This is a genomic window from Geoalkalibacter subterraneus (assembly GCF_000827125.1).
GTDB classification, from domain to species: domain Bacteria; phylum Desulfobacterota; class Desulfuromonadia; order Desulfuromonadales; family Geoalkalibacteraceae; genus Geoalkalibacter_A; species Geoalkalibacter_A subterraneus.
Genome location: NZ_CP010311.1, coordinates 251,793 through 275,196, shown reverse-complemented (window position 1 = coordinate 275,196; position 23,404 = coordinate 251,793). Strand labels below are relative to the sequence as shown.

22 protein-coding genes, 2 tRNA genes and 1 other RNA gene are annotated in these 23,404 nt (G+C 57.6%); 7 read left to right on the top strand and 18 right to left on the bottom strand.

Going from position 1 to position 23,404, the window contains the following annotated elements:
* Nucleotides 1-67 precede the first annotated feature (67 nt).
* The 6 genes from GSUB_RS01300 to GSUB_RS01280 form a co-directional block, all read right to left on the bottom strand.
* Complete coding sequence (locus GSUB_RS01300) at nt 68-382, bottom strand: YbaB/EbfC family nucleoid-associated protein (RefSeq protein ID WP_040198833.1); 315 nt, start codon at nt 380-382, stop codon at nt 68-70.
* A 55-nt stretch (nt 383-437) separates the two neighbouring features.
* A complete protein-coding gene (gene dnaX / locus GSUB_RS01295) occupies nt 438-2,210 on the bottom strand; it encodes a DNA polymerase III subunit gamma/tau (protein WP_040198831.1) in 1,773 nt (590 codons plus the stop codon).
* A 66-nt stretch (nt 2,211-2,276) separates the two neighbouring features.
* Nucleotides 2,277-2,375, bottom strand: an RNA gene (gene ffs, locus GSUB_RS18425) — signal recognition particle sRNA small type.
* Nucleotides 2,376-2,643: 268 nt separating this feature from the next.
* Nucleotides 2,644-2,731: transfer RNA gene (locus GSUB_RS01290), tRNA-Ser, on the bottom strand.
* Between the two features lie 60 nt (nt 2,732-2,791).
* Entirely contained in the window at nt 2,792-3,088 is a 297-nt protein-coding gene (locus tag GSUB_RS01285; RefSeq protein WP_040198829.1) for an EscU/YscU/HrcU family type III secretion system export apparatus switch protein, read from the bottom strand.
* Nucleotides 3,089-3,103: 15 nt separating this feature from the next.
* A complete protein-coding gene (locus tag GSUB_RS01280) occupies nt 3,104-4,654 on the bottom strand; it encodes a flagellar hook-length control protein FliK (RefSeq protein WP_040198828.1) in 1,551 nt (516 codons plus the stop codon).
* A gap of 205 nt (nt 4,655-4,859) precedes the next feature.
* Between GSUB_RS01280 and GSUB_RS01275 the strand changes: the two genes are divergently transcribed.
* The 3 genes from GSUB_RS01275 (at nt 4,860) to GSUB_RS01265 (ending at nt 7,520) form a co-directional block, all read left to right on the top strand.
* Entirely contained in the window at nt 4,860-5,852 is a 993-nt protein-coding gene (locus GSUB_RS01275; RefSeq protein ID WP_052464327.1) for a GGDEF domain-containing protein, read from the top strand.
* A 91-nt stretch (nt 5,853-5,943) separates the two neighbouring features.
* A complete protein-coding gene (locus tag GSUB_RS01270) occupies nt 5,944-6,168 on the top strand; it encodes a hypothetical protein (RefSeq protein ID WP_040198827.1) in 225 nt (74 codons plus the stop codon).
* Entirely contained in the window at nt 6,165-7,520 is a 1,356-nt protein-coding gene (locus tag GSUB_RS01265; protein ID WP_052464326.1) for a DEAD/DEAH box helicase, read from the top strand. Before GSUB_RS01270 ends, GSUB_RS01265 begins: the two co-directional genes overlap by 4 nt.
* 203 nt (nt 7,521-7,723) lie before the next feature.
* On the opposite strand, the gene GSUB_RS01260 is transcribed toward GSUB_RS01265, so the two are convergent.
* The 6 genes from GSUB_RS01260 to GSUB_RS01235 form a co-directional block, all read right to left on the bottom strand.
* A complete protein-coding gene (locus GSUB_RS01260; RefSeq protein WP_052464325.1) occupies nt 7,724-9,070 on the bottom strand; it encodes an alginate export family protein in 1,347 nt (448 codons plus the stop codon).
* 84 nt (nt 9,071-9,154) lie between these two features.
* Nucleotides 9,155-10,120 (bottom strand): ABC transporter substrate-binding protein, encoded by a 966-nt coding sequence (locus GSUB_RS01255; RefSeq protein WP_040198826.1) that lies wholly within the window; start codon nt 10,118-10,120, stop codon nt 9,155-9,157.
* An 80-nt stretch (nt 10,121-10,200) separates the two neighbouring features.
* Nucleotides 10,201-11,676: a betaine-aldehyde dehydrogenase gene (betB, locus tag GSUB_RS01250; protein ID WP_040198824.1), complete on the bottom strand. Its 1,476-nt coding sequence runs from the start codon at nt 11,674-11,676 to the stop codon at nt 10,201-10,203.
* Nucleotides 11,673-13,340, bottom strand: coding sequence for a choline dehydrogenase (gene betA / locus GSUB_RS01245; RefSeq protein ID WP_040198823.1), 1,668 nt, complete (start codon nt 13,338-13,340; stop codon nt 11,673-11,675). The genes betB and betA overlap by 4 nt, the downstream gene beginning before the upstream one ends.
* Nucleotides 13,341-13,378: 38 nt before the next feature.
* Entirely contained in the window at nt 13,379-14,149 is a 771-nt protein-coding gene (locus tag GSUB_RS01240) for a FadR/GntR family transcriptional regulator (RefSeq protein ID WP_052465039.1), read from the bottom strand.
* 261 nt (nt 14,150-14,410) lie between these two features.
* The gene (locus GSUB_RS01235) at nt 14,411-14,590 is read right to left on the bottom strand and encodes a hypothetical protein (RefSeq protein ID WP_040198822.1); all 180 of its coding nucleotides are present in this window, start codon (nt 14,588-14,590) and stop codon (nt 14,411-14,413) included.
* Between the two features lie 167 nt (nt 14,591-14,757).
* On the opposite strand from GSUB_RS01235, the gene GSUB_RS18420 reads away from it, so the two are divergent.
* Complete coding sequence (locus GSUB_RS18420) at nt 14,758-15,039, top strand: cation:proton antiporter regulatory subunit (RefSeq protein WP_084211645.1); 282 nt, start codon at nt 14,758-14,760, stop codon at nt 15,037-15,039.
* Between the two features lie 87 nt (nt 15,040-15,126).
* Here GSUB_RS18420 and GSUB_RS01230 read toward each other — a convergent pair whose 3' ends face one another.
* Nucleotides 15,127-16,641 carry a multiheme c-type cytochrome gene (locus GSUB_RS01230; protein ID WP_052465038.1) on the bottom strand — a complete coding sequence of 505 codons (1,515 nt, stop codon included), beginning with the start codon at nt 16,639-16,641 and terminating at the stop codon, nt 15,127-15,129.
* 252 nt (nt 16,642-16,893) lie between these two features.
* Between GSUB_RS01230 and zupT the strand changes: the two genes are divergently transcribed.
* Nucleotides 16,894-17,703, top strand: a complete 810-nt coding sequence (zupT, locus tag GSUB_RS01225; RefSeq protein WP_144402064.1) for a zinc transporter ZupT — start codon at nt 16,894-16,896, stop codon at nt 17,701-17,703.
* Here zupT and GSUB_RS01220 read toward each other — a convergent pair whose 3' ends face one another.
* From GSUB_RS01220 to tadA, 3 genes are all read right to left on the bottom strand, one after another.
* Nucleotides 17,704-18,339 carry a hypothetical protein gene (locus GSUB_RS01220; protein WP_040198820.1) on the bottom strand — a complete coding sequence of 212 codons (636 nt, stop codon included), beginning with the start codon at nt 18,337-18,339 and terminating at the stop codon, nt 17,704-17,706. It abuts the gene before it with no gap.
* Nucleotides 18,340-18,572: 233 nt separating this feature from the next.
* A tRNA-Ser gene (locus GSUB_RS01215) sits at nt 18,573-18,660 on the bottom strand.
* Between the two features lie 23 nt (nt 18,661-18,683).
* Nucleotides 18,684-19,193, bottom strand: a complete 510-nt coding sequence (tadA, locus tag GSUB_RS01210) for a tRNA adenosine(34) deaminase TadA (RefSeq protein ID WP_235269864.1) — start codon at nt 19,191-19,193, stop codon at nt 18,684-18,686.
* A gap of 317 nt (nt 19,194-19,510) precedes the next feature.
* Between tadA and GSUB_RS01205 the strand changes: the two genes are divergently transcribed.
* Nucleotides 19,511-20,884: a TrkH family potassium uptake protein gene (locus GSUB_RS01205; RefSeq protein ID WP_040198819.1), complete on the top strand. Its 1,374-nt coding sequence runs from the start codon at nt 19,511-19,513 to the stop codon at nt 20,882-20,884.
* Between the two features lie 21 nt (nt 20,885-20,905).
* Nucleotides 20,906-21,562 carry a potassium channel family protein gene (locus GSUB_RS01200; protein ID WP_040198818.1) on the top strand — a complete coding sequence of 219 codons (657 nt, stop codon included), beginning with the start codon at nt 20,906-20,908 and terminating at the stop codon, nt 21,560-21,562.
* A gap of 67 nt (nt 21,563-21,629) precedes the next feature.
* Here the strand turns inward: GSUB_RS01200 and GSUB_RS01195 are convergent, their stop codons facing one another.
* Entirely contained in the window at nt 21,630-22,502 is an 873-nt protein-coding gene (locus GSUB_RS01195; protein WP_084211643.1) for a formylglycine-generating enzyme family protein, read from the bottom strand.
* Between the two features lie 7 nt (nt 22,503-22,509).
* A complete protein-coding gene (locus tag GSUB_RS01190) occupies nt 22,510-23,400 on the bottom strand; it encodes a formylglycine-generating enzyme family protein (protein WP_084211641.1) in 891 nt (296 codons plus the stop codon).
* Nucleotides 23,401-23,404: the final 4 nt, after the last annotated feature.

Genomic DNA, 23,404 nt, shown 5'->3' with positions numbered 1-23,404 from the left:
TAAAGAAAAAGGCCGCCGCCGGCCTTGGCCGAGGGCGGCCTTTTTCGGCCGAATTTGGTTGCATTTCTCAGAACATGCCGGGCAGGTTAAAGCCGCCGGTGATCTTGCCCATCTCTTCCTGCATCATCTCCTGGCTTTTTTTCAACGCCTCGTTGGCAGCGGCCATCACCAGGTCCTGCAGCATCTCAATATCATCGGGATCGACCACTTCCTTCTCAATCTTCAGCGACACGATCTGCTGCTTGCCATTGGCCACAGCGGTCACCATGCCGCCGCCGGCAGTCGCCTCGATGGTTCGTTCCGCCAACTCTTCCTGCAGCTTGGCCATCTTCTGCTGCATCATCTGGGCCTGCTTCATGATATTGCCTAAACCTTTTGCCATGCTTTTCTTCCTCCTGAAACGGTCGGCGGTACCGACCTCAATCTATTGATGGCCTCTACTCCGAAGACGGCTCACCCTGAGTAGGGGCCAGTGGCTTGACTTCTTTGACGTCACCACCGAAAATCTCCAGCACCGTCCTGATTTTCGGATGATCGAGCGCCTCCCTGCGCAACTGGTCACGCCGGGATTCCTGCCGGGCACGACGCTCCTCCACCAGCGGCGGCGGGGCCGCCCCGTTGCCGTCAAGGATGGATACTTTCAACTTCACGGCCTGTTCGAAATACTGGGTAGCCAGCTTTTCGAGCTGGGCCAGTTTTTCGGCATCCTTGAGCTGTTCAAGATAAAAAGAACCGGCGGGAAAAGCAATCTCAAGATGCGGAAGCTCGGAGGAAACCAGGCTGCCATGCTCGAGAAAGCTGGCAAGCAGCGGTTTGACCTTGCGGATTTTGTCCACCAGCCCCTGCCAATTGCGGCCCTTGGCCCCAGCGCGGTCGGGCGGCGACTGCTGCCGGGGCGACGAAGGCGACGGTGCGGAAGAGGGTTCTACCGGCGGCGGTACGGGCACAGCCGAAGACTCCCTCTCTGACGGAGCGGAACGGCGAACAGGATCGGACGGCGGGTCCGGCAGAGGGGGCGTGCCCCCGGATGTGGAAGGCGTACTGCTTCGAAGCGCCTCGCCCCCCCCCAGGCGCCGCTCGAAATCCTCCATCTTGCGAATCAGCGCGCCCACCTCCCGGGCGGGCGGCAGAGCCGTCAACCGAACCAGCGCCATTTCCAGCGTCAAGCGCGGAAAGGACGAAGCGGGCAACTCGCCGACCACTTTCATAAGGAGAGTGAGAATGCGCTGCAGATCCTCAAGAGAGACCATCTCAATCAGGACCCGAAATTCTTCAAGCTCTTCAGGAGTCGCATCCACAAGGTCGCAGGCATCATCCGCCACCTTGAGCAGCACCAGGGTGCGAAAGGACTCCACCAGCTGCCCGCAGAACGGGCGCAGGGCCTGGCCCTGATCGTCGACACGGCGCACCACATCAAGGGCACGCCGGGGGTCTCGGCGCAGAATCGCCTCGATGGCATTGAGAAGAATGCGCCGTTCGACCTGTCCGAAAAGAGTCAGGATATCCTCATCCCGGACCTCCTCGCCGCAGAAAGCGATCACCTGATCAAGCGCCGAGAGTGCGTCACGCATGCTCCCCTCGCCGCGCCGCGCAATCAGTGCCAGTGCATGATCGGAGACGCGGATGCCCTCCTGGTCGACGATGTAGCGCAACCGCTCGGCAACGTGCGGCAGGGCGATCTTGCGGAAGTCGAACCGTTGACAGCGCGACAGAATGGTGGCGGGAATCTTGTGCGGCTCGGTGGTGGCAAAGACAAATTTGGCGTGCGGCGGCGGCTCTTCGAGGGTCTTCAACAAGGCGTTGAAGGCGCTGTTGGAGAGCATATGGACTTCGTCGATGATGAAGATCTTGTAGCGCGCCCGCGAAGGCAGATAGCGGATGCTTTCGCGCAACTCGCGCACGTCATCGACGCCGGTATTGGAGGCGCCGTCGATCTCAAGGACATCGACGCTGTGACCGTTGGTGATTTCTACGCAGGTGGGGCACTGGTTGCAGGGCGTATCGCTGAGGCCCTGTTCGCAGTTAAGGGCTTTGGCGAAAATGCGCGCAGCAGAGGTTTTGCCGACGCCGCGCGCGCCGGTAAACAGAAAAGCGTGGTGCACCCGGTCGGTGCGGATGGCATTGCCGAGGGTGCGACTGACGTGCTCCTGCCCGATCAGGTCGGAGAACGTCTGCGGTCGCCATTTGCGGGCCAGTACCAGGTAGGACATGCGGTGCTGTGACTCCGTAGAAGGGTCGGACGTCAGCGTCCCGATAAAAGAATTGCCGGCACAAGTGACAGCCAGGCACCCCCGCGGCACACGGAACCAGTCGTTACCGCTGCTCCCTTCCGGGCCTGACGGGGTTGGCGACCGTCCGTTGCACGGGACCCGGCTGTCACTTCTATCGGCAATTTATTAACGCAGAGACGCAGAGTTAAAGAGAGAGGCGGAGAACGAGAAAAATGGACTCGCTCCGCTTCGAATCCCTCCCGGGGATTTTTAAATATGGCGGAGAGGGAGGGATTCGCCCACTCTGTCGCCGCCATCACGGCGGCTCCGGCGTCGGCTCCCCTGCGCTCGCTGACGCGGCCCGTCCTGGGCCGCTTTTCCGCCACAGGCGGCGCTCGCTCCGCTTCGAATCCCTCCCGGGGATTTTTAAATATGGCGGAGAGGGAGGGATTCGAACCCTCGGTACCTTGCGGTACACACGATTTCCAGTCGTGCACCTTCGGCCACTCGGTCACCTCTCCGCAGGGGGGAAAAGATACATGAACCCGGCGGTGTTGTAAAGAGTTTTTCCCGCTCCGCCATCAGCGCAACGGGCCCTGCTCAGGATCTTTGCGGTAGCGGCCGTTCATGCGATAGACAAAGGCGAGAATTTCCGCGACGGCGACATACAGATCTTCGGGGATTTCCTCGCCGATAGGCACCTGTGCAAGGATCTCGATCAGGTCGCGATCTTCGACAACCTCCACCCCCGCTTCCTGCGCCAGTTCGATGATGCGCGCTGCGACCTCGCCGCGGCCGCCGGCAATGACTTGGGGCGCCCCCGCCTGCTGGGGATCGTATTTCAAGGCCACGGCTTTGCGGCTTCCTTCCTGTTTCATTGAAGACCTCCCCGCTCAGGCGCGGGCGTCAAGCAGATGGGTTTCAGCAGGTATCAGGCGCTGGATCAGAGCCTGTGCCGGGTCCTCGGCGCCCGAGGAGAAGGACGCGCCCAGAAGTGCAGTCTCCCCAAGGTTCTGACGCAACTCATCTTGGGCGGCTCCGAGAAATGAGGCCACCTCCTGGTCCCGACAGGCAAATCGCAGGTACAAACCCTGATTCTGATACAGACAATCGATCTGCAGCCGGCCAAGCCCTTCGAGTTCCAGGAAAAGCGACAGGGAATGACTCTGTCCCGACCCGGCTTTGCCGCTGCCCCCATCCTGCTCCGGATGCCGCCTGGCCAGCAGATAGCCGCGCTCCAGGAAAGACAGCGGCAGCGGCAGGAAATCAACGCCGATTTCCGCCAGGCGCGCGCGGCACATCTGCCACAGCTCGATGTGGCGCAAGGCGTCTTGCGTCTGTTCGAGAGCAGTGGCCACGGACGATGCAACTTCCCGCCCGATAAATAATTGCAGGCGGCGGGCGATCTCTTCCCCTTCCGCCCCGGCCAGTTGCCGGGGAGATCCTCTCACCAGCCTCAGCAGTGTGGTCAACAGATCGCGCAGACCGCCATCCAAAGGGAGCGTTCGCGCCTCAAATGTGGTGCCGTTCGATACGGCCGCCGCAAAGGAATCGGCCAGGCCCCTCAGCTTCTGCTCGATGGCGCCGCTGCCGACAGTCTCTTCAGAAATCCAGGCCTGCAGTGCCTGGCCGAAAGCGGTCAACAGGGGTGCAGCCTGCTCACGTCCAAACCCCGACGGGTTGGCCTGTGCAAGCGCCAACAACGGCTCCAGCACCGCTTTGACTCCCTGCGGCAACGCAGCAAGGCGGGTGGCGGCATCCGGGGATTCCGACATCAGTTGGGGCAGCTGGGTCAAGGCCTGCTGCAGGGGGCGAACTCCCTGTTCGACGGTTCGCATGGACTGATCCAGCCGGCCAAGGTGTTCCAGCACCGCGTTTTTCAGGGATGCAGCGGCCTGGTCCGCCTGTCCGGAAAGAATCTGCCTTTCATAGCCCAGCCCAAGGCGGCGGGCAAGCAGAGACAGGTCCTCGGAAAGCTGCGGGGTCGATCCGGCGCCGCCGGAAGCGACCATCTCGGGAGAACGGGTCAGGGAACTGAGCAGTCCCTGCAAATTGGCGGTGCGAGCCTCGGGCGAAGATCCTGATCGCGCGGCCAGATCCCGCGTCAGCGCTGCCATGTCGGGTTTATCGCTCAGCAGGTAGAGAGAACGCCCCAGTCGTTCGAGCAGTCCCGAATCAAGAATTCTCAGCTTTAATTCCGGGTGAGTTTCCACCACCTGCAGATTAAGCTGCTCCCCGGCACGCAAAACCACCTTGCTCTGCACCCAGAGTGTACGGTCGCCGAATTGCAGCAGTGCTTTTTCCTGCCCCCCTTCCTGCACGGTGGCACGGATCATCTGATGCATGAGCAGATCGTTGCGCCGCTCCTCACCACTGAGATGAGCCGGCTGCGAAGCGGGATGAACCACGATCTGAGGCAATGAAACGGGAGGCACAATATTCATGCCAGACTTATCGACACGGGCAGGTCGATTCTTTAATGATTTTTCCGTCGATTTCCCTATAATGGGACGAACAAAAATCATACATAAAATCTGAGATTTCGCTAATTTTTATAGACAGTCCTGTCGATACGTATATTGAAGACCGCAATGCCGCAAACCAACTTGCTTCACGGCTTGAACGCAAGCCGCCAAAGGACGGAGCCCTATGAAGCCTCAGGCACTCATTTTCGCTCATTCGACCGATCACCTTGACGCCCTTGCTGCAATGTCCGCCTGCACCGGCCAGTTCGAATCGGTTCTGCGCTGCCGCAATGAACAGGAGCTGATGGCTGCGCTGGAGGAAAAAGGCGTCGACATTATCTTCAGCAGCGCGCGTCGTGACCATGAAGGCGACCTGCTCTGGCTCAAGGACCTGTCTAAACGCGATGCCTGGAAAGACATCCAGGTCATGGTCTTTACTGAAGAGTATGATGTGGATAACCGCGTGGCCGCCCTTGAGCTTGGCGCTGACGACGCCCTGAGCTTCCGCGTACCGCGCCGCGAGATCGAAGCCCGCATCCGGGCCCGCCTCAAGACAAGAACTTCGCTGAGAAATCTGCGCAAGGCTCGCGCAGACCTGGCACGCATGGCCCTGACCGACAGCCTTACCGGTTTGTGCAACCGCGCCTTTTTCGACGTAACCCTTGAATCGGAGGCGGCGCGCAGCACCCGCACCGATACGCCCTTCTCGCTGCTGCTGATCGACGTCGACCATTTCAAATGGATCAATGACACCTACGGGCACCAGCTCGGCGATACGGTGCTGCAGGCGATCGCCCGCGTGCTGCGGCAGACGGTGCGGAAATCCGACATGGCCTTTCGCTACGGCGGGGAGGAGTTTGCACTGGTGCTGCCCGATACGCCCATTCCCAGCGCCCGTATCCTGGCCGAACGCGTACATGGCGAGATCGCCGAGTTGGCGCGCAGCTACAGTCATTTCCGCCAGCCGCTGACCGTCAGCGTCGGCATCAGCTGCGCCTCGGGCGACCTGCGGGATCCGCACCTGCTTATCGAACAGGCGGACTGTGCTCTCTATGCTGCAAAGCGCAACGGCCGCAACCGCACGGAAATCTTCCACCTCGACAGCCGTGAGGATTTCTCCCGCGCCACCGAAAAAGGGCTGCCTCTCGATGCGCCCACCACCCGCATGACCTCCTGACGCCTATCAATTTCACGCATTGCCAACAGACCATAAATGCGATGAAACTTGACATTCCAACAGGAGAACTGATACTCTTCGCCAGGTAAACATGCTGTTCCCGGAAAAAAACGAATCACAATCGTCAGCCCCGGAATCCTCCGGGGCTTTTTTATTGTGCGACACCTCTCTCATCACCCTCGATTTTCAGCCCTTCAAGGGAACAGGCCAGGACGCAACACACCTGGGGCCACCTCACTCCGCCGGCGACAGCCGCGGCACGGCCGATATGACGCTGAAGTTCGACGTTGAATATAAGGATCAAGATACATCATGAGTTTTTCCGCATTCGCATTCCAACCCCAGGTTTCTGCCGGCATCAAGGCCGCAGGCTACGACACCCCGACTCCCATTCAGGAGCAGGCCATCCCCAAGGTGCTTGACGGACGGGACGTTATGGGGCTTGCCCAGACCGGCACTGGCAAAACCGCCGCCTTCGCACTGCCTATCCTCGATCGTCTGACAAAGGGCAAGCGCAACTGCGTGCGCGCCCTGGTCATTGCACCGACACGCGAGTTGGCCGAGCAGATCAACGACAACTTCATTACGCTGGGCCGTGAGACCCGCCTGCGCAGCGCGACGGTATATGGCGGCGTAGGCATCAACCCGCAGATCAAAAAGCTCAAGCAGGGCACTGAAATCGTGGTCGCCTGCCCGGGACGCCTGCTCGATCATATCGAACAGGGCACCATCGACCTCTCCAATCTCGATGTGCTGGTCCTCGACGAAGCCGATCAGATGTTCGACATGGGCTTTTTCCCGGCGATTCGCCGCATTCTCAAGCATCTGCCCCGGCAACGGCAGACGCTCCTTTTTTCGGCGACTATGCCCGATGAAATCAAGCATCTGGCGCAGGAAGTCCTGAGCGATCCGGTGACCGTTCAGGTCGGCACCGTCGCCCCGGCCACCACGGTGAGTCACGCCCTCTATCCGGTTTCGCAGCACCTCAAGACCCCTCTGCTGCTTGAACTGCTACAGAAGGCCAATACGGGCTCGGTTCTGATCTTTACCCGCACCAAGCATCGCGCCAAACGCCTCGGCGAAAAGCTGGACAAGGCCGGCTACCGCGCCGCATCCCTGCAGGGCAACCTTTCGCAGAACAAGCGCCAGGCCGCTCTTGAAGGGTTTCGCGACGGCAGCTTCCAGATTCTGGTGGCCACCGACATTGCCGCTCGCGGCATCGACGTCAGCCAGGTTTCGCATGTAATCAACTACGACATTCCCGACACCCCGGAAGCCTACATTCACCGGATCGGCCGCACCGGGCGCGCCGCGCGCAGCGGCGACGCCTTCACCCTGGTGACCGGCGATGACGGGGCGATGGTCAAAGCCATCGAGCGCACACTCGGCAAAAGCGTCGAGCGACACAAGCTTGACAGCTTTGACTACAACAGCCCGGCGCCCCAGAAAGATCGCGAATTCGCCCGTCCGCCGCGCCAACCGAACCGGCCCCGCAAGGCTGCCGCCGCAGGAAACGGCAGAAAAAGCTCCCCTGCTTCTGCCAATACGACTCGGCGCCAGCAGGCCGATCAGGCCGGTCGCCCCGCCGGTGCGCAACCCACCGGCGTCAACCGCCGCCAGCGCAGTCGGCGCGGCAGCCAGGGTGCGGCAAGCAAAAACACTCTCTGATCACTGCGTAACAACCTGAATCCGTGAGGGGTGAGGGGTGAGGCGTAAAGAGTGAAGAGAAAAAGCGTAAAAAACTGATTTCGATCACGATTCTACCCCTCACTCCTCACTCGAAAAAAAGGGGACAGAAAAAAAGGGGACAGGCTGCTTTTGGATAAAGCAGCCTGTCCCCTTTTTTATAATCGCCGTTACGGTATTTCTTTTTAGAATGTGACGAATGCAGCGACCTGGAACAACTTCATGTCGTCGCTGCCGTACAATTCCTCGGCGGCATCTTCCGGGGTCGCATATGCGAAAACTGCCGAGAGATAGAGGTGGTCATTGACGGTATAGTCGGCGTACAGGTTTACTTCCTGGGCAAAATGGTCATTGCGGCCCTCGGTTTTCTCATCGAGGGTGAAGTCATAATAGAGCACACCGGTAGAGAGCTTCTCCGTAGGCAGCGCATTGAGATGCACCATGTGAACTTGCTGGTTGCTGTTGAACAGGTAGTATTCACCGACGATCTCACCCATGTAATGGGTGCCCCAGCCGCGGCTGAAGCCGTAGAAGAGCGGATCGAAGGCTTCATAATCGCTGCTATCCTCATCATCCCCGCTGAAGAAAGCATAACGGTAGCTCAGGGTCGGGTTCCAGGGGCAGTTAGAGAAGGTGTAGCCTGCCTCACCGTACCAGCCATGAGCATCGACATCCAGATCGTCACCGCCGCCCTGGTAGACATACTCGCCGGCCAGAAAAAGGTCTTCGGCGCCCAGGTTGGCAAAAGGCGTCCCCTGCCCGCGCACGCTGTAGACATCCATCCCATCACGGTTGCTGTAGTCTGAGTCGGTGATTTTGAAATAACTTGCGCCTACGGTCCCCAGGGTCTCGTTGATATGCTCGACGTTGACACCGTAGAGTTCAGTATCGCCCTGATCCGCATCGGATTTGAGATAGAACAGGTCGCCGCGCACCGGCTGAGTGTTGATGTTGATCACCGCCGCCTGGTCGAAGGAACTGTGCGGTGCCAGCCAGTAGGCGCCATCCTTGTAATCGAACTGACCGTCCATGATCAGAAAGCCGTCACCGATAGAGAAATCCTGCTCGCCGACGGAGATATCGATGGCGTCTTCGCCCAGGGATTGAAACAGGCTGCCTGAGCGCCAACCGACATAGGCCCGCTCGGACTCCCAGCCCTTGGAATCGCCGTCGGTGAAACCAACCTCAGGACTGCCCCCCGGGAAAGGATCAGCGAGATCGCCGTCCCCCAGGGTGCGGGCACCGGCATAGGCCAGCTCACCATAGAACATGCCGAACTCACCTGTGTCATAAGAACCTTTGAGAATCGGCATCACATAATACTCTGACCAGCCGGTATTGTCCTCGTCCGGACGGCCGCCGAACCCGGTGCTGTCAGCGCTGAACACACCGGCACCGAGGTTGAGGCCGAAATCGAGAGAAGCGCCGCTGCGCTCATACAGATTGATATCGGCCATCGCAAGGGCGGGTGTGAGAAAAACGGTCAGGGCCGTGAAAAAGATCATCAAAGAACGCATTACGTTGTTAAGCATCACAATTCTCCTGCTGCTTTCAAAAAAAAATTCAAAGACAATTCAAAACCTGGGGATTAAGAGCCGGTCCCCTATTCTGTGATCTTACAGCTCTGCGAACGGGCCCTCTTCTTCGAGATAGCGCTCGAAAGCGGGCAGCGCCGGTTCGCCGTCCAGTGTTTTTATCCCTTCAAGCCAGCCGCGATAGATTTCGGGATGCTGGGCGACCCAGTGCATGCCGGCCTGATAGGGCTTGAGACCATCGTTTTCATGCAGCGTGGCCATGATCTCGTTCATCATCGGGATCGGAAAGATGAACTGCTGCAGGAAATTGGCAACGTTGGGGGTTTCCTTGTCGAACCCTTTGCGGATATTGGTATAGACGGTCGCGGTGCCGTCATTGTCGCCGAAGGTTTCCGCGGTGCTGCCGGTGAGGTATTTCATGTCGATGATTTCATTCATGTAATGCGGCGCCCACCCCAGAAAGACGACCCATTTATCCTGCTGGGTAAAGGCCTTCACCTGAGCCAGCATCCCCGCTTCGCTGGAAGGGATCAGCTCGAAGTCGCCGAGGTCGAACATATCCTGTTCGATCATTTCTTCGATCACCTTGTTGCCGTCGTTGCCTTCCTCAATACCGTAAATCTTGTGATTAAGCTTGTCGGCATAGCGGGCGATGTCGGAGAAGTCCTTCAGTCCGCCGTCGACCACATAGGACGGCGCCGCCAGGGTGTATTTGGCACCCGGCATATTGGCGACATATTTGACCACCGTGCCGCGTTCGAAAAACTTGTTGGCGACCGTGGCCATGGACGGCATCCAGTTACCGAGAAAGATATCGGCGTCGTTCATCTCCATGGCCTTGTAGGCAATCGGAACCGACACCATGGTGTTGGAGGATTCGTAGCCCAGCGCCTGCATGATACGCACGCCGATCTCGGTCTTGACGGTGACGCCGGTCCAGCTGACGCTGACAAAGCGCACCTCATCGGCAGCCGCAGCGGGGCCGGCTGCCAGGCTCAAGACAAGGGCAAAAACAACAAACATTCTGCGAGAAAAACAATTCTTCATCGGTACTCCTTACCAATTCATGTTCGAGAGCCTGTCGCAGCGCGGCCGTCGGGTGGGGAAAACCCGGGGCGCAAGCCTGCTCAGGCGCCGAACCAGTTCAAGGGTTTCGCGTTAAAATTCTGGTAGACGTGCTTGACCTCGGTGTACTCCTCGAGGCCCATCTTCCCCAGTTCCCGGCCGAGGCCGGATTGTTTGTAGCCCCCCCAGGGGGCCTGTGTGAAATAGACGTTGAAATCGTTGACCCACACGGTACCGAAGCGCAGCGCCCGGCTCATGCGCTGAATGCGGTCCGGGTCGCGGGTCCAGAAGCCGGCCGACAGACCGTAGATGGTGCTGTTGGCGCGCGCCACCGCTTCATCCTCAGTCGAGAATTTCTCGATGGTGATGACCGGCCCGAACACCTCTTCCTGCACGATCTTCATGTCGTTGCTGCAGCCGGTGAACAGGGTCGGTTCATAATAGAAGCCGTCCTGCAGATGATCCGCCTCGGGGCGACGGCCGCCGAGCACCAGATTCGCCCCTTCCCGCTGTGCGACCTCGACATAGCGTTCAACCTTGTCACGATGCTCGGCGGAAATCAGCGGCCCCATGCGGCTGTCGGGGTTGAAACCATCCCCCACGACGATGCGCTTTATGCGCTGCGCCAGGGCCTCCACCAGGCGGTCGTGCAGCGGCTCTTCCACCATCACGCGTGCGCCGGCGGAGCAGATCTGCCCTGCGTGGAAGAAGACACCGTTGAGCACGTAATCAAGGGCGGTATCGAAATCCGCATCGGCAAAGATGATATTGGGATTCTTGCCCCCCAGCTCCAGCGCTACTTTTTTCACGTTGCCGGAAGCGGCGCGCATGACCTGCTTGCCGGTTGTGATGCCTCCCGTAAAGCTGATCAGGTCAACCTGGGGGCTTTCCGCCAGCTCGGCCCCCACTTCTGCGCCTTCGCCCAGCACCGTGTTGACCACGCCGGCGGGGAAACCCGCCTCCTGAGCCAGTTCGGTGATTCTGATCGTCGTCAGCGGGGTGATCTCGCTCGGTTTCATAACGATAGTGCAGCCGGCAGCCAGCGCCGGTGCCATCTTCCACGACGCCTGCAGCAGCGGGTAGTTCCATGGGGAGATCTGGCCGCAGACCCCCACCGGCTCACGCACCAGGGTGCTGGAGGAATCGGGCACCGGCGAAGCGATGCTCTCGCCGCCGTCCTTGTCAGCCAGGCCGCCGTAATATTTGAAGATGCCGGCGATATCGTCCATATCCCAGCGGCTCTCTTCAAGGGTCTTGCCGGTATCAAGGGTTTCAAGGCGCGCCAGCTCCTCGCGTTCGCGCGCCACCAGTTCGCCGAGGCGATACACCAGCGCGCCACGTTCGTTGGCAGGTGTGCGCGGCCAGTCGCCCTGATCAAAGGCGCGACGGGCGGCGGCAATGGCGACGCGGGAATCCTCGCGCCCCCCTTCCGCCACTTCGGCAATCACTTCCTGATTGGCAGGGTTGATGATGGAGCGGGTTTTCCCCGAGCGTGCATCCACCCATTGCCCATCGACATACATACGTTTTTCAATCACTTTTTAGTGGCTCCTGATTTTTTGCGGTCATACCGATAGAATCCTGCTCTGGACGGTTCTTCCAACGTATTGCCGAGAATCGTGTCGGCGGCTTTTTCCGCAATCATCATGACCGGTGCGTAGATATTGCCGTTGGTGATACTCGGCATGACCGAGGCATCCACCACCCGCAGGTTTTCCACGCCATGCACCCTGAGGTCTGCATCAACCACCGCCTGCTTGTCGTAACCCATCTTGCAGGTACAGCTGGGGTGGTAGGCGCTCTCCCCTTCGCGTGCCACGAAATCAAGGATCTCCTCGTCCGTCTGCGCCTCTTTGCCCGGCGCCAGCTCGGCCCCGCGCAGCGCGTCGAAGGCCGGTTGCTCGATGATGTTGCGCGAGCAGCGGATCGCCTCGACCCATTCGCGACGCTCCTGCTCGGTGGAGAGATAATTGAACAGGATGCTGGGATACTGCTTGGGATCGGCGGATTTGATCTTGACGCGACCGCGCACATCCGAGTTCATCGGTCCCACATGCAGCTGGAAACCATGCCCCTGCTTGGGTGCCGAACCGTCGTAGCGAATCGCGATCGGCAGGAAATGGAACTGCAGGTTGGGATACTCGACCCTGTCATTGCCGCGGATAAATCCGCCGGCCTCGAAATGATTGGTCGCCGCAGCGCCTTTGCGCTTGAACAGCCAGTCGAAGCCGATCTTGGGCTGGTTGTACCATTTGAGCGCCGGGTACATGCTGACCGGCTGGCGGCAGGCATACTGTACGTAGAGTTCGAGGTGATCCTGCAGGTTTTCGCCGACCCCCGGCAGATCCTGCACCACGTCGATGCCGAGTTTTTTCAGCTCCGCGCCGTTGCCGATGCCGGAGAGCTGCAGCAACTGCGGGGAATTGATCGCACCGCCGCAGCAGATGATCTCGCCGCCGTAGGCCTTCTCGTTCTTGCCGCCCCTGGTATAGGCTACCCCCACCGCCTTGTTGCCTTCGAACAGGATACGGGTCGCCAGGCTGCGGCAGTGGATGGTGAGATTTTCGCGGTTTTTTACCGGGTGCACATAGGCCCGGGCCGCATTCCAGCGACGCCCGCGATAGATCGTTGCATCGAAGGGGCTCATCCCCTCCTGCTGATAGCCGTTGACATCCGCTACCAGGGGGTGGCCTGCCTGCTCGGAGGCTTTAAAAAAGGCGTCAAACAGGGGATTTTCACAACGGGGCGTGGTCAGATAGAGAGGTCCGTTGGAACCGTGGTACTCATCAGCCCCCTTGAGACGGGTTTCGAACTTGCGGAAATAGGGAAGGCAATGGGCGTAATCCCACTTTTCGAGCCCTTCGTTTTTCCCCCACTTTTCATAATCCATGGCGTTGCCGCGAATGTAGATCATACCGTTGATGCAGCTCGAGCCGCCCAGCACCTTGCCGCGCGGCTGGTAAATGCGGCGGTTGTGCATATGGGGTTCGGGATCGGACTCATACCACCAGTTGTAGGTTTTGCCCTGCAGCGGGTAGGTCAGAGCCGCCGGCATGTGAATGCGGAAATCCAGCTTGTAATCGGGGGGACCGGCTTCCAGCACCAGCACCTTGTTATCCGGGTTGACGCTGAGGCGATTGGCCAGAACGCTGCCGGCGGAACCGCCGCCCACGATGATGTAGTCATATTGTTGTGTCGCCATAATGTACTCTCCTCTGTTCACTCGGTTTCAGACGCTCTTTATTCCAGCCCGTCGTCTTTGGGCTCTATCTCACCCTTGCGTGATTCTCTCTGCTCCTGCACGCAGCGCTGCAGAAGAACATAATGGTTGCCGATGAACGACAGGGCGCGCAGCGGCTCGCCTGCGGCGATTTCCCGTGCCGTGTCATTCCAATTGGCAATGGTTTTTTCCCGGTAATCACGATTCTGGTACAGGGCGTAGTCATTGGAGCTGAAGCCCAGCTGAATCGCCTGCATCACCCATTCGAAAATGGGGTTGCCCGTCATGCGTGCCAGGCGAATGTTCAACTCGCGGTCCATTTCACTCAAAGCATCCATATCGGGCTCGTCTACATCGAGAAACTGCCGCAGACGCGCCGCCCCCTCTACCAGTGCGGTTTTCTCTTCCGGTGTGGCGCGGGCAATGGCCAGGGTGGTAATGGTGCGATCAATGCTCTCGCGAAACTCGATCAGGTGCTCGGGGCTGATATGGTTCTGCTTGAGAAACAGTGCCAGGGATTCACTGACCTGGCCCACCTCGATCTGCTTGACATAGGCACCGCCGTGCGCCCCTTTGCGGATCTCGATCAACCCTTTCTGCTTCAAAGCCCGCAGTGCTTCGCGAATCACCCCGCGCCCCGTGCAGAACTGATTCTGCAGCTCGCGCTCGCTGGGCAGCCCCTCTCCGGGGGCGATCTGGCCGCCGATTATGGCAGCCTCAATCTGCAGCGCCACATCTTCGCCGGCACGCCCTACCTTGGCCGGAGAGAACCGAAGAGTATGCTTGCGCATATCTTTTTTTTCCTGTTTTTCTTCCATAAAGGTCGTACCTTTGTCGTGATAAAAAATAACACAAGATGCTTTTTAGCTGAATTTTGGCTAAACCTCTGCCTCAGCCCCCGTCTTTGGTCGGACCAATACCTATCTGAATTCACCCCTGGTGTCAAGGGGGGGGGGCGAATGTTTATTCAGCGGATTGCACGAAAAAACGGGGCGCCCTGTCATGCAGAGCGCCCCGTAGTGAGTGTTGCCAGAGGAGAGTCGTAGGAGAATTTAGAGCGGCTTGGGGATGCAGACATTATCAGCGTTATGCACTTTTACCCCACAGTTGGCGCAGGCATAGCGCGGATCTTCAAAGATCTTGTCGATTTCGGGATTTCTGTCCTTGAACTGCAACTGGCAGGCATGCAATTCACAGTGTTCTTCCGGATTGGTGCAATCATTTTCAGCCATAGACTTAACTCCCTTTCTTGTATTTTTGCTTTCAGGTTAGCGCAATCTGCTGCCGAGTCAACTGATTTCACTCCACAAAGGTTGACGCCCGCAGATCGCTCCGGCATAGTTTCCCGTCCCCATGACTTCCCAATGAAACAGAGGACGCCCCATCGGTCGGTGCCAACATCCTGTTCAACATCATAGAGTCGAAAGTCTCCGCATTCCTGACTGAAGGCATCAATGTCTTTCGCCGCCCGCTGCCAGCGCAATTAGCCGGTATGACCATCACAGAATCACGCATCCGCCCGCGCACCGGCTGCTCCATCGTCGCGCTCGAAACTGAAAGCGGGCAAGAGCCCCTCGTCGTTCCACCGCCCGAAACCCGCCTTGCCCACGGGATGAAACTGATTCTGATCGGCAGCCCCGAGCAGGAGGAGCAATACAGCAGACAGTTTCCCCATCCATGAAGTCGCCAAAATTAAAGAGCCCGGCCACCTTCTTCGGCGGCCGGGCTTTTTAACAACCTACGGATTCAATGAATTTCCGTTCCGCTTTCAATCCTCGTCATCGTGAATTTTCTTGAGCATCTCCAGCCAGTCGGCCATCTCGGCGATCGTCTTGTTCATATACCAGCGGCCGTTGGCGAACACGCCGTAGTCGGCACCGGCCATGGCCGAGCTGAAGCGGGTGGAATTGGCGTAGAACAGCCAGGTTTCTACCCATTTTTTCTCAAGAGCTTCATTGAACAGGCTGTCGCCGTCAGCCAGCCCGTTGGCTACTCCGCTGTTGTAGGCCTCCAGCAGAATGCCGGTGGAGGTCAGCGTCTTCTCGTTCATGATCTGTATTGTGTTTTCAAAGCGCTCGAAATGCCCGTTTGTCCAACCTTCGCTGTGACAGGCAGAGCAGACACGTTTCATGGTCGCGCGCCTCTTATTCTGCTCGTTCTCATCGATCAGATATTCCGTTGCAGGGGTGCCGTCGAGCGAAGTCGGGAGCGGTAACCCGTCACTGTTCTTGATTTTAGTGGTATCCGCATCTTTCGGATGGGCATGAGCGTAAGGCAGGCCGAAAATACGCCACGCGGAGCGGTCGTTGAATTGATGGGTGCGCTCGCTGATCACCTCTCCTGTCGGCGTCACAACCAGTGAGGCATGACAGGTCGCGCAGGTCGGTGCCGTGAAATCTTCACCGGCGACCCAGGGTACGGCCTTGAAATCCCAATCCTTCCAATGGGAATTGTAAATGTTGCCGTGCTTGCTGACCATATACACTTTATAGGCGGGCACGTCCGGCCCTTTATGGCATTCACCGCAGGTATAAGGCTTACGCGCCATTTCGATGGAGAAATTGTGACGCGTATGGCAGGCGGCACAGCTGCCTTTGGTTCCGTCAGGGTTGATGCGCCCGACACCCTGGTTGGGCCAGCCGGAATACTTCGGCAGAGACATGGTCCCCATGCCGGTCGAACGTTCCTCCAGCCCCTGGAATTCTACCACCGTGCCGTGGCAGTAATTGCAGGCGTCGCTCTCAGTGTCGATATTGGGAGGATCCACCGACAATTCGCCATTGGCAAACTTCTGCGTGCCGATGCTCATCTCCACCAGGTCGTGATAGACCGGATTGTGGTTAAGATTGCCATAAGCCTGGGCCATGATGTTATGGCTGTATTGGTCGACCTCGGTAGGATGACAGACCGCACAGTCGGCCGGAGTCACCACGGTGTGCACCTTGAAACCGTTATGATCGAAGGTATCCGGGTGGGCGTCAGGATTTGCGGTGTGGCATTCGGCACAACCGACCACATGGCCGGAAACTTCATCAGAAACCTGCGCAGCCGACATGCGCCGCTCACGCTTGGCCTTCTCCAATGCCGCAGCCGGTGTACTCGTGGAATGGTAGCTGTTCTCCCAGTCGGAAACGATCCCCGGTGTCACCGCGCGATGGCAGGCCAGGCAGGTTTCGGTGGCCTGGCTCGGCTTGGCCGGCGCCCCCCAGGTATCGGATGAGGAACCTGTTAAAAACAGTGTGCTCATAAAAACAAAACAGAAAAATTTCCCCCAATGCATCATGAAACCTCCCTGGTTGATATCAATCGTCTTAAAAACGCCCTCCCGGTCAAACAGTACAGACGCCACCCCCTTTCCGGCCGGAATCCTGGCATCATGGCTTGTGGAAAGACACCTTTTGCAATCCACTGACAATGCGGTTAATAATAGCGCAACCGCACAGATTTTCCAGTGGGTTGCATCGAATCCTCACCGGGGGACAGGGAAAGGACAATCAGTGCAATATCAGTCAAAAAAAGCGAGGCTATGATCTCAATGTTTGAGCAGAATGTGTTATGGGCTTTCGGCTTGACCCTTTTTGCGGGTCTTGCAACAGGCATCGGCAGTGCGGCAGCCTTTCTGGCGAAAAAAACCAATACCCGCATGCTGGCCATCGCCCTTGGGTTCTCCGCCGGAGTTATGATCTATGTCTCGTTTGTGGAAATCTTATTCAAAGCGAAAGAACCGCTGGTGGGCAGCCTCGGAATTCGTGCGGGCTCCTGGGTCACGGTGGGCGCATTTTTCGGCGGGATGCTGGTGATCGGCCTGATCGACAAGTTGGTTCCAAGCCACGAAAACCCTCACGAAGCCCATCGTCTGGAAGAAATCCGCGGCGGCAGCGGCCCAGCGGACGACCGGCTGCTGCGCATGGGGATGCTCTCAGCGCTGGCCATCGCCATTCACAACTTCCCCGAAGGGCTGGCGACTTTTACCGTGGCGCTGCGTGACCCGACCCTGGGATTGCCGGTGGCGGTGGCGGTCGCACTGCACAATATTCCGGAGGGAATCGCCGTCTCGATCCCGGTTTTTTATGCCACCGGCAGTCGTCTGCGTGCTTTTCAGCTTTCGTTCCTATCCGGACTCTCTGAACCGGCCGGTGCCATGCTGGGATATTTCCTGCTCTATCCCTTTATGAACGATGTGCTGTTCGGGGTTTTGTTTGCGTCGGTAGCAGGCATCATGGTGTTTATCTCTCTCGACGAACTGCTCCCCGGCGCACACGAATACGGCCGCCACCACCATGCCCTCTATGGCCTGGTGAGCGGCATGGTGGTGATGGCGGTCAGCCTGCTGCTTTTTCTGTAATCAGTTCGGCCGCTCTACCTGAAGGCGGATGTCGGACAGCAGCGTCTCGATCACCTGGCGATCTTCCGGGTCAGCCAGATGGTCGTTGGCATAGAGCCAGAACCAGTAGGGCGCAGCAAAACCAACCACGCCGACAAAACGGCTGTCTTTCCCTTCGTGACTGTAATCGATCTCAAAGCGCTGTGCACTGCGGGCGCCGTCAATCTGAGCAGAGTCCTGGCGAACTTTGACATTCTCCCATCCTTCATCCACTACACCGTCGGCGGCATACCGGGCCGACAATTCAATGGCGCGCATCGAAGGTGGCGCTTCGTCTTTTTCCAGTTCACTGAAACTGATCAGGAGGTGCGCCCCGGTCTCGGGATTGAATACGAAAAGCTCGTTGGTCGCCAGCCGTTGCTGCGCCGCCCTGCGCAACTGCTCCTCGGTCGGGGACTGCCCGTTGCGAGCCGCATCTTCCCGCAGATGTTCAATCATGTGCTCGAGCAGATCCGCAGGCGCTTCGGTGCCTGCCTGCCAGTCATCGGAGACCTTTGGAAGAATAACCTTCAGTCCCGGGCGCGGCTCGAACTGCTGAGCTGACACAACGAGGGGAAAAACCAGCAGCACAGTCAGCAAAAACAGTATTTTTTTCATATCAGTCTCCTTTTTAACAGCCAGAGTTATCGGCTATTGTAACAGAGACACAGCGAAATGCCCCTCGCAACATGAAATTCGATTTCTGCGATAAACAACCGTTTCTTTTTTCTCCAGAACCCCCCAAGGCGTTTGTACCAACAACGAGAAGGCCGCCCTCGTCAATGCGAAGGCGGCCTTCTCGTTGATGAACCTTTAAGGGAAAGTCGACTCGACTCTCCCTGAAAAAAATGTGGCGGAGGGGGTGGGATTCGAACCCACGGTACCTTGCGGTACAACAGATTTCGAGTCTGTCACCTTCGACCTCTCGGACACCCCTCCGCAAGGGGATATTTTCGAAGAAATCAATTCTCGATCTTGAGTTTTCGCTTCTGTTCGCGCAGCTGGCGAAAAAATCCGCTCAGCAGTGCGCTGCACTCTTCCTGCAGCACCCCTTCGGTCACTGCGACCCGGTGATTGAAGCGCTCGTCCCGGGAAAAATCGTAGATGGACCCGACCGCACCGGCGCGTGGATCACGGCAGGCATAAACCAGCCGGGGAATGCGCGCCAGGATGATCGCCCCCATGCACATGGTGCAGGGTTCAAGGGTCACATACAGGGTGGTATCGAGCAGTCGCCAGGAGTCCAGGTGCGCGGCCGCTTCACGGATCGCCACCATTTCGGCGTGAGTGGTCGGATCGTTGCTGGTCTCGCGGCGATTAAAGCCGCTGCCGATGATCCGCCCCTGGTGCACAATCACCGCTCCGATGGGCACCTCTCCCAATTTTTCAGCGGCGTGGGCCTCATCCATGGCCTTGCGCATGTAAAATGCGTCGGCCTCCTGTTCGGCCATCTCTGTCGGTACCTCGTGCATCGCCGCCAACCTTGCTCAACAGGGCATTTTTTTAACATGTTCCGTTGCCGAAAACAACCGCTTTGAATCTTCCCCTCGATTTTTCTCTCCTGATGTTGCATCCCTTCCACCGAGAAACTTCAGCCGAAGCATTAAACGGGAAAATCCTTTGGAATTGTCTCTCCCCATGGCTGGTGTTCGTAAATCAGGTCAAAATTTTCCTTCTTAGCAACACCAGCAGACTGATATAAAGAGGCGATAAAAAAATTGGCCTGCTTTGCAGAGTCTTCTCCTCTGTCATAATAGCCTTCAACAAACCAATTTTTCAGGCGTCGAGCATGAAATCTTTATCCAGCTATAAAATCAAAAACCCCTCCCCCGCTCAATCACTGATCATTTACTATGCGCTCGCAATTTTTCTCGGCACCCTTCTGCTCTCCACGCCCCTGGCCACTCAAGGACCACGGCTTTCATTCCTCGACGCACTTTTCACCGCCACTTCGGCCCAGTGCGTCACCGGCCTGATCGTCGTGGACACGGGCACCCGGCTGAGTATGTTTGGTCAAGGGGTGGTGCTGGCGCTGATACAGATCGGCGGGCTCGGAATAATGACGTTTTCAGTTTACCTTTTTATCTATCTGCGTGTCGGCGTCAGTCTCCGCGGCCGCAGGCTGATTCAGGACACGCTGCTGCACACACCGATAAACTCCTGGCGACAGCTGATCAAAGGGGTGATTTTCCTGACACTGATCATCGAGGGTGTCGGAGCGGCCCTGCTCTGCGCGGTGTTCGTTCCGGAGCAGGGGTGGCTCGACGGCACATGGTGCGCCCTGTTTCACTCTATTTCGGCCTTCTGCAATGCCGGCTTCTCGCTGTTCAGCGACAGCCTTGTCGGCTACCGGGCCAACCCCCTGGTCAATCTCACCGTCATGACGCTCATCATCCTGGGAGGAATCGGTTTTCTGGTTATCCACGAAGTTCTTGAATTCGCCCTGGGCCGGCGCAAGAAGAATGCCCGGATGTCCCTGCACACCCGTCTTGTCCTGATAACCACATTCTTTCTTATCATTTACGGCACTGCCATGATCGGTTTCCTTGAATTCGACAACGCCCTGGCTGGCCTGCCTTTCATGGAAGGGCTGTGGACCTCTTTTTTCCAGTCGATCACAGCACGAACCGCCGGTTTCAATACCATCGACCTCAACGCCTTCGCGGCACCCACGCTTTTTCTACTCATGTTCCTGATGTTTATCGGCGCCTCTCCCGGCTCCGCCGGAGGCGGGGTGAAAACCACCAGCCTCGCTTTATTTTTCTGCATTTTTTATTCGCGACTCAAGCACAGCCCTTACACCAACGTGTTTAAACGCACGATCCCGAATGAAGCGGTCACCAAAGCACTGGCACTGGTCATACTGGCCATCATTCTGATTGGAATCGCCCTCTTCAGTTTGCTCATCGCCCAGGAAACAACCGCCCCTATGGAATCGGCCGGCAAGGAATTTCTTTCCCTCAGTTTCGAAACCGTTTCGGCTTTTGCAACTGTGGGTTTATCCATGGGCGCCACCGGTGAGCTGACGGCACCAGGCAAGATGATCGTTATCGCCCTGATGTTTGTCGGACGTGTGGGACTGCTGACAGTGGCCTTCGCAATTGCGGGGACAACACGCCGGCATGCGCCTCGCTACTCTGAAGAAAATGTCATGGTGGGGTAAAGGAATAAAAGGAGAGATCAGATGAAAAGACGCTTTTGTGTCATTGGGGTCGGAAATTTCGGTTTCCACATCGCGGACACCCTTTTCGACGAGGGGCACGAAGTGGTCGCCATCGATGTCGACTCCGAACGAATTCAGCAGATTCAGGACCATTGCAGCTATGCTCTGGTCGGCGATGCTTCCAGTAAAGAATTTCTGAGCGCCCAGGGAGTCGGCGAAATGGATGCGGCAATCGTCTCGACCGGTGAGCGTTCCCACCTTTCGACATTGATCACCCTCTTCCTCAAGGAACTCAAAGTGCCACGCATCCTGGTCAAGGCGATCAGCGAAGATCATGGCCGGATTCTCGAGCGCGTCGGGGCGACTGACGTCATCTATCCCGAAAAAGATATGGCGATAAGAATCGCCCATTCCCTGTCCAGCCCAAACGTCATGGAATACATCCCTCTGGCGGAAGAGTATTCGATCTCCGAGGCAGGACCGCCTTCCCATTTTATCGGCAGATCACTCACAGACCTGGACCTGAGAAACAAATTCCAGATCAACGTCGTCGCAATCAAGGATGTCTTGACGGATGAGTTTATCGTGGTGCCCAAGCCGGACCATGTCATCAAAGACAGTGATGTCCTCATCATGATCGGCAAAACGGAAGACATCGACAAGGCGTTGGCGAAATGATAGGCAGCGCCTTTTGCGAAAGACAGGTTGGGCGTCCACCAAAAACGCTCCCCCCACCTTCGCACCATCAGTCTACCGGCAACGGCTCCCCGGTGTTGATGGCGCAACGAAATCCGCCTGACGCATACGGCAGATCCGGCTTGGCCTTGCCGCGGATCACCGTGCTGCTGCCTCCGGGGGAGTTGAAGACGCTGCCGCCGCGATAGACCTTTTTTTCGCCGCTCTGTGGCCCCTGGGGGTTTTGCTTCGGCGAGCGGGTGTAATAATCGGGTGCATACCAGTCGGCCACCCACTCGGAGATGTTGCCGCTCATATCGTAGAGCCCCAATGGGTTGGGAGGGAATTGCCCGGGCGGTAAAGGCCAATCCATTGATTCGGGATAATTCACACCCCGTTCGATATAACCGGTATCGGTAGCAAAGGGTACGACTTTGCCGCGGCTGCGGGCTGCAAACTCCCACTGCGCCTCGGTCGGCAGGCTGATCGGCAGCCCGGTCTGTTCGCCGAGCCACGCGCAATAGGCGTGGGCGTCCTGCCAATTGACATAGGCGGGCGTATCGAGCTGACGCCAGGGCTTGCCCATCTGTTCCGCCTCGGTCGGCTCCCGCCCGGTGGCGGCGGTGAACATATCATGTTCGCCGAAGGTCACTTCGAATTTTCCCAGGTAATAGTCGTTCAGCAAAACTTGGTGGGCTGGGCGAGCATCGGTATAGGCCGGATGATAATAGCCGTATTCTTCTTCACCAAAAGCATTTATGAAGGTGGTTTTCTGATCCCCCATCATGAACGCACCCCCTTCTACAAAAACCATATTCTTCAGGGTGCGCTCGATGAGTACCGCCACGTTTTCGGCATGACCATTGTCAGCCCGAGGGGCACCTCCGGCGATCAGATAAGCGAACAGGAAGAATGACAAACAAATGACGGCAAATCGCATCATTCACCCATTATTGGATGTTATTTTCTGTCGCCAGTTCATGTATCGGCAACGGCTCACTGGTGTTGATGACACAACGAAAACCTGCTCGAGAATACTCCTCCGTATAACGCCCTTCCCCCCGTATTATGGTACTGCTACCCCCGGGAGAATTACCCGTACCGCCCCCTCGATACACTTTGCTTTCACCGGATTGCGGACCCTGGGGATTATCCACCGGCGACCGACTGTAATAGTCGGGGTCATAAAAATCGGCAACCCATTCGTGCACATTGCCGCTCATGTCATGGAGACCTAACGGATTGGGAGGAAATTGCCCAACCGGACCTGGCCAATAGGCGGATTCGGGATAATTCACCCCTCGTTCAACATAACCGGTATCGGTGGCAAAAGGCACGACTTTGCCGCGGCTGCGAGCGGCAAACTCCCACTGCGCCTCAGTCGGCAGGGCAAAGGGAAGACCGGTCTGCTCGCCTAACCATGCACAGTAATCATTGGCTTGCGCCCAACTCACTCGCGCTGGGTGATCAGGCCCGCCTCGCCAAGGGTTACCCACTTCACCGGGCAAGGCCGGTTCAAGCTGGGCTATTGCTGAATAAAGGTCATGTCCCCCAAAAGTAATTTCATATTTGCTCAGGTAATAATCGTTCAAAACGACTTTGTGAGCGGGGCGATTATCACGGCATGGCAGGTAGTAATAAAAAGCCATATCGCCGAAAGCAGCTATCATTTCCTCTTCGGAATCTCCCATCATGAACGCACCCCCTTCTACGAAAACCATATTCTTCAGGGTGCGCTCGATGAGTGTTTCTACCTCTTTTGAAGGATCGTCATCAGCATAAGACATTTGCCCCAAAAACATCACGACCGATAAACATACCAAAACAACGTACGATCTCATTGTC

Coding starts and splice junctions, on each gene's coding strand:
- GSUB_RS01200 (WP_040198818.1), top strand. CDS start 20,906: ATGAAAAGACGCTTTTGTGTCATTGGGGTCGGAAATTTCGGTTTCCAC.
- tadA (WP_235269864.1), bottom strand. CDS start 19,193: ATGCACGAGGTACCGACAGAGATGGCCGAACAGGAGGCCGACGCATTT.
- GSUB_RS01285 (WP_040198829.1), bottom strand. CDS start 3,088: ATGAAACAGGAAGGAAGCCGCAAAGCCGTGGCCTTGAAATACGATCCC.
- GSUB_RS01195 (WP_084211643.1), bottom strand. CDS start 22,502: ATGATGCGATTTGCCGTCATTTGTTTGTCATTCTTCCTGTTCGCTTAT.
- betA (WP_040198823.1), bottom strand. CDS start 13,340: ATGGCGACACAACAATATGACTACATCATCGTGGGCGGCGGTTCCGCC.
- GSUB_RS01300 (WP_040198833.1), bottom strand. CDS start 382: ATGGCAAAAGGTTTAGGCAATATCATGAAGCAGGCCCAGATGATGCAG.
- GSUB_RS01240 (WP_052465039.1), bottom strand. CDS start 14,149: ATGCGCAAGCATACTCTTCGGTTCTCTCCGGCCAAGGTAGGGCGTGCC.
- zupT (WP_144402064.1), top strand. CDS start 16,894: ATGTTTGAGCAGAATGTGTTATGGGCTTTCGGCTTGACCCTTTTTGCG.
- GSUB_RS01255 (WP_040198826.1), bottom strand. CDS start 10,120: ATGAAGAATTGTTTTTCTCGCAGAATGTTTGTTGTTTTTGCCCTTGTC.
- GSUB_RS01270 (WP_040198827.1), top strand. CDS start 5,944: ATGCTGTTCCCGGAAAAAAACGAATCACAATCGTCAGCCCCGGAATCC.
- GSUB_RS01265 (WP_052464326.1), top strand. CDS start 6,165: ATGAGTTTTTCCGCATTCGCATTCCAACCCCAGGTTTCTGCCGGCATC.
- GSUB_RS01280 (WP_040198828.1), bottom strand. CDS start 4,654: ATGAATATTGTGCCTCCCGTTTCATTGCCTCAGATCGTGGTTCATCCC.
- GSUB_RS01230 (WP_052465038.1), bottom strand. CDS start 16,641: ATGATGCATTGGGGGAAATTTTTCTGTTTTGTTTTTATGAGCACACTG.
- dnaX (WP_040198831.1), bottom strand. CDS start 2,210: ATGTCCTACCTGGTACTGGCCCGCAAATGGCGACCGCAGACGTTCTCC.
- GSUB_RS01260 (WP_052464325.1), bottom strand. CDS start 9,070: ATGCTTAACAACGTAATGCGTTCTTTGATGATCTTTTTCACGGCCCTG.
- GSUB_RS01205 (WP_040198819.1), top strand. CDS start 19,511: ATGAAATCTTTATCCAGCTATAAAATCAAAAACCCCTCCCCCGCTCAA.
- GSUB_RS01235 (WP_040198822.1), bottom strand. CDS start 14,590: ATGGCTGAAAATGATTGCACCAATCCGGAAGAACACTGTGAATTGCAT.
- GSUB_RS01190 (WP_084211641.1), bottom strand. CDS start 23,400: ATGAGATCGTACGTTGTTTTGGTATGTTTATCGGTCGTGATGTTTTTG.
- GSUB_RS01275 (WP_052464327.1), top strand. CDS start 4,860: ATGAAGCCTCAGGCACTCATTTTCGCTCATTCGACCGATCACCTTGAC.
- GSUB_RS01220 (WP_040198820.1), bottom strand. CDS start 18,339: ATGAAAAAAATACTGTTTTTGCTGACTGTGCTGCTGGTTTTTCCCCTC.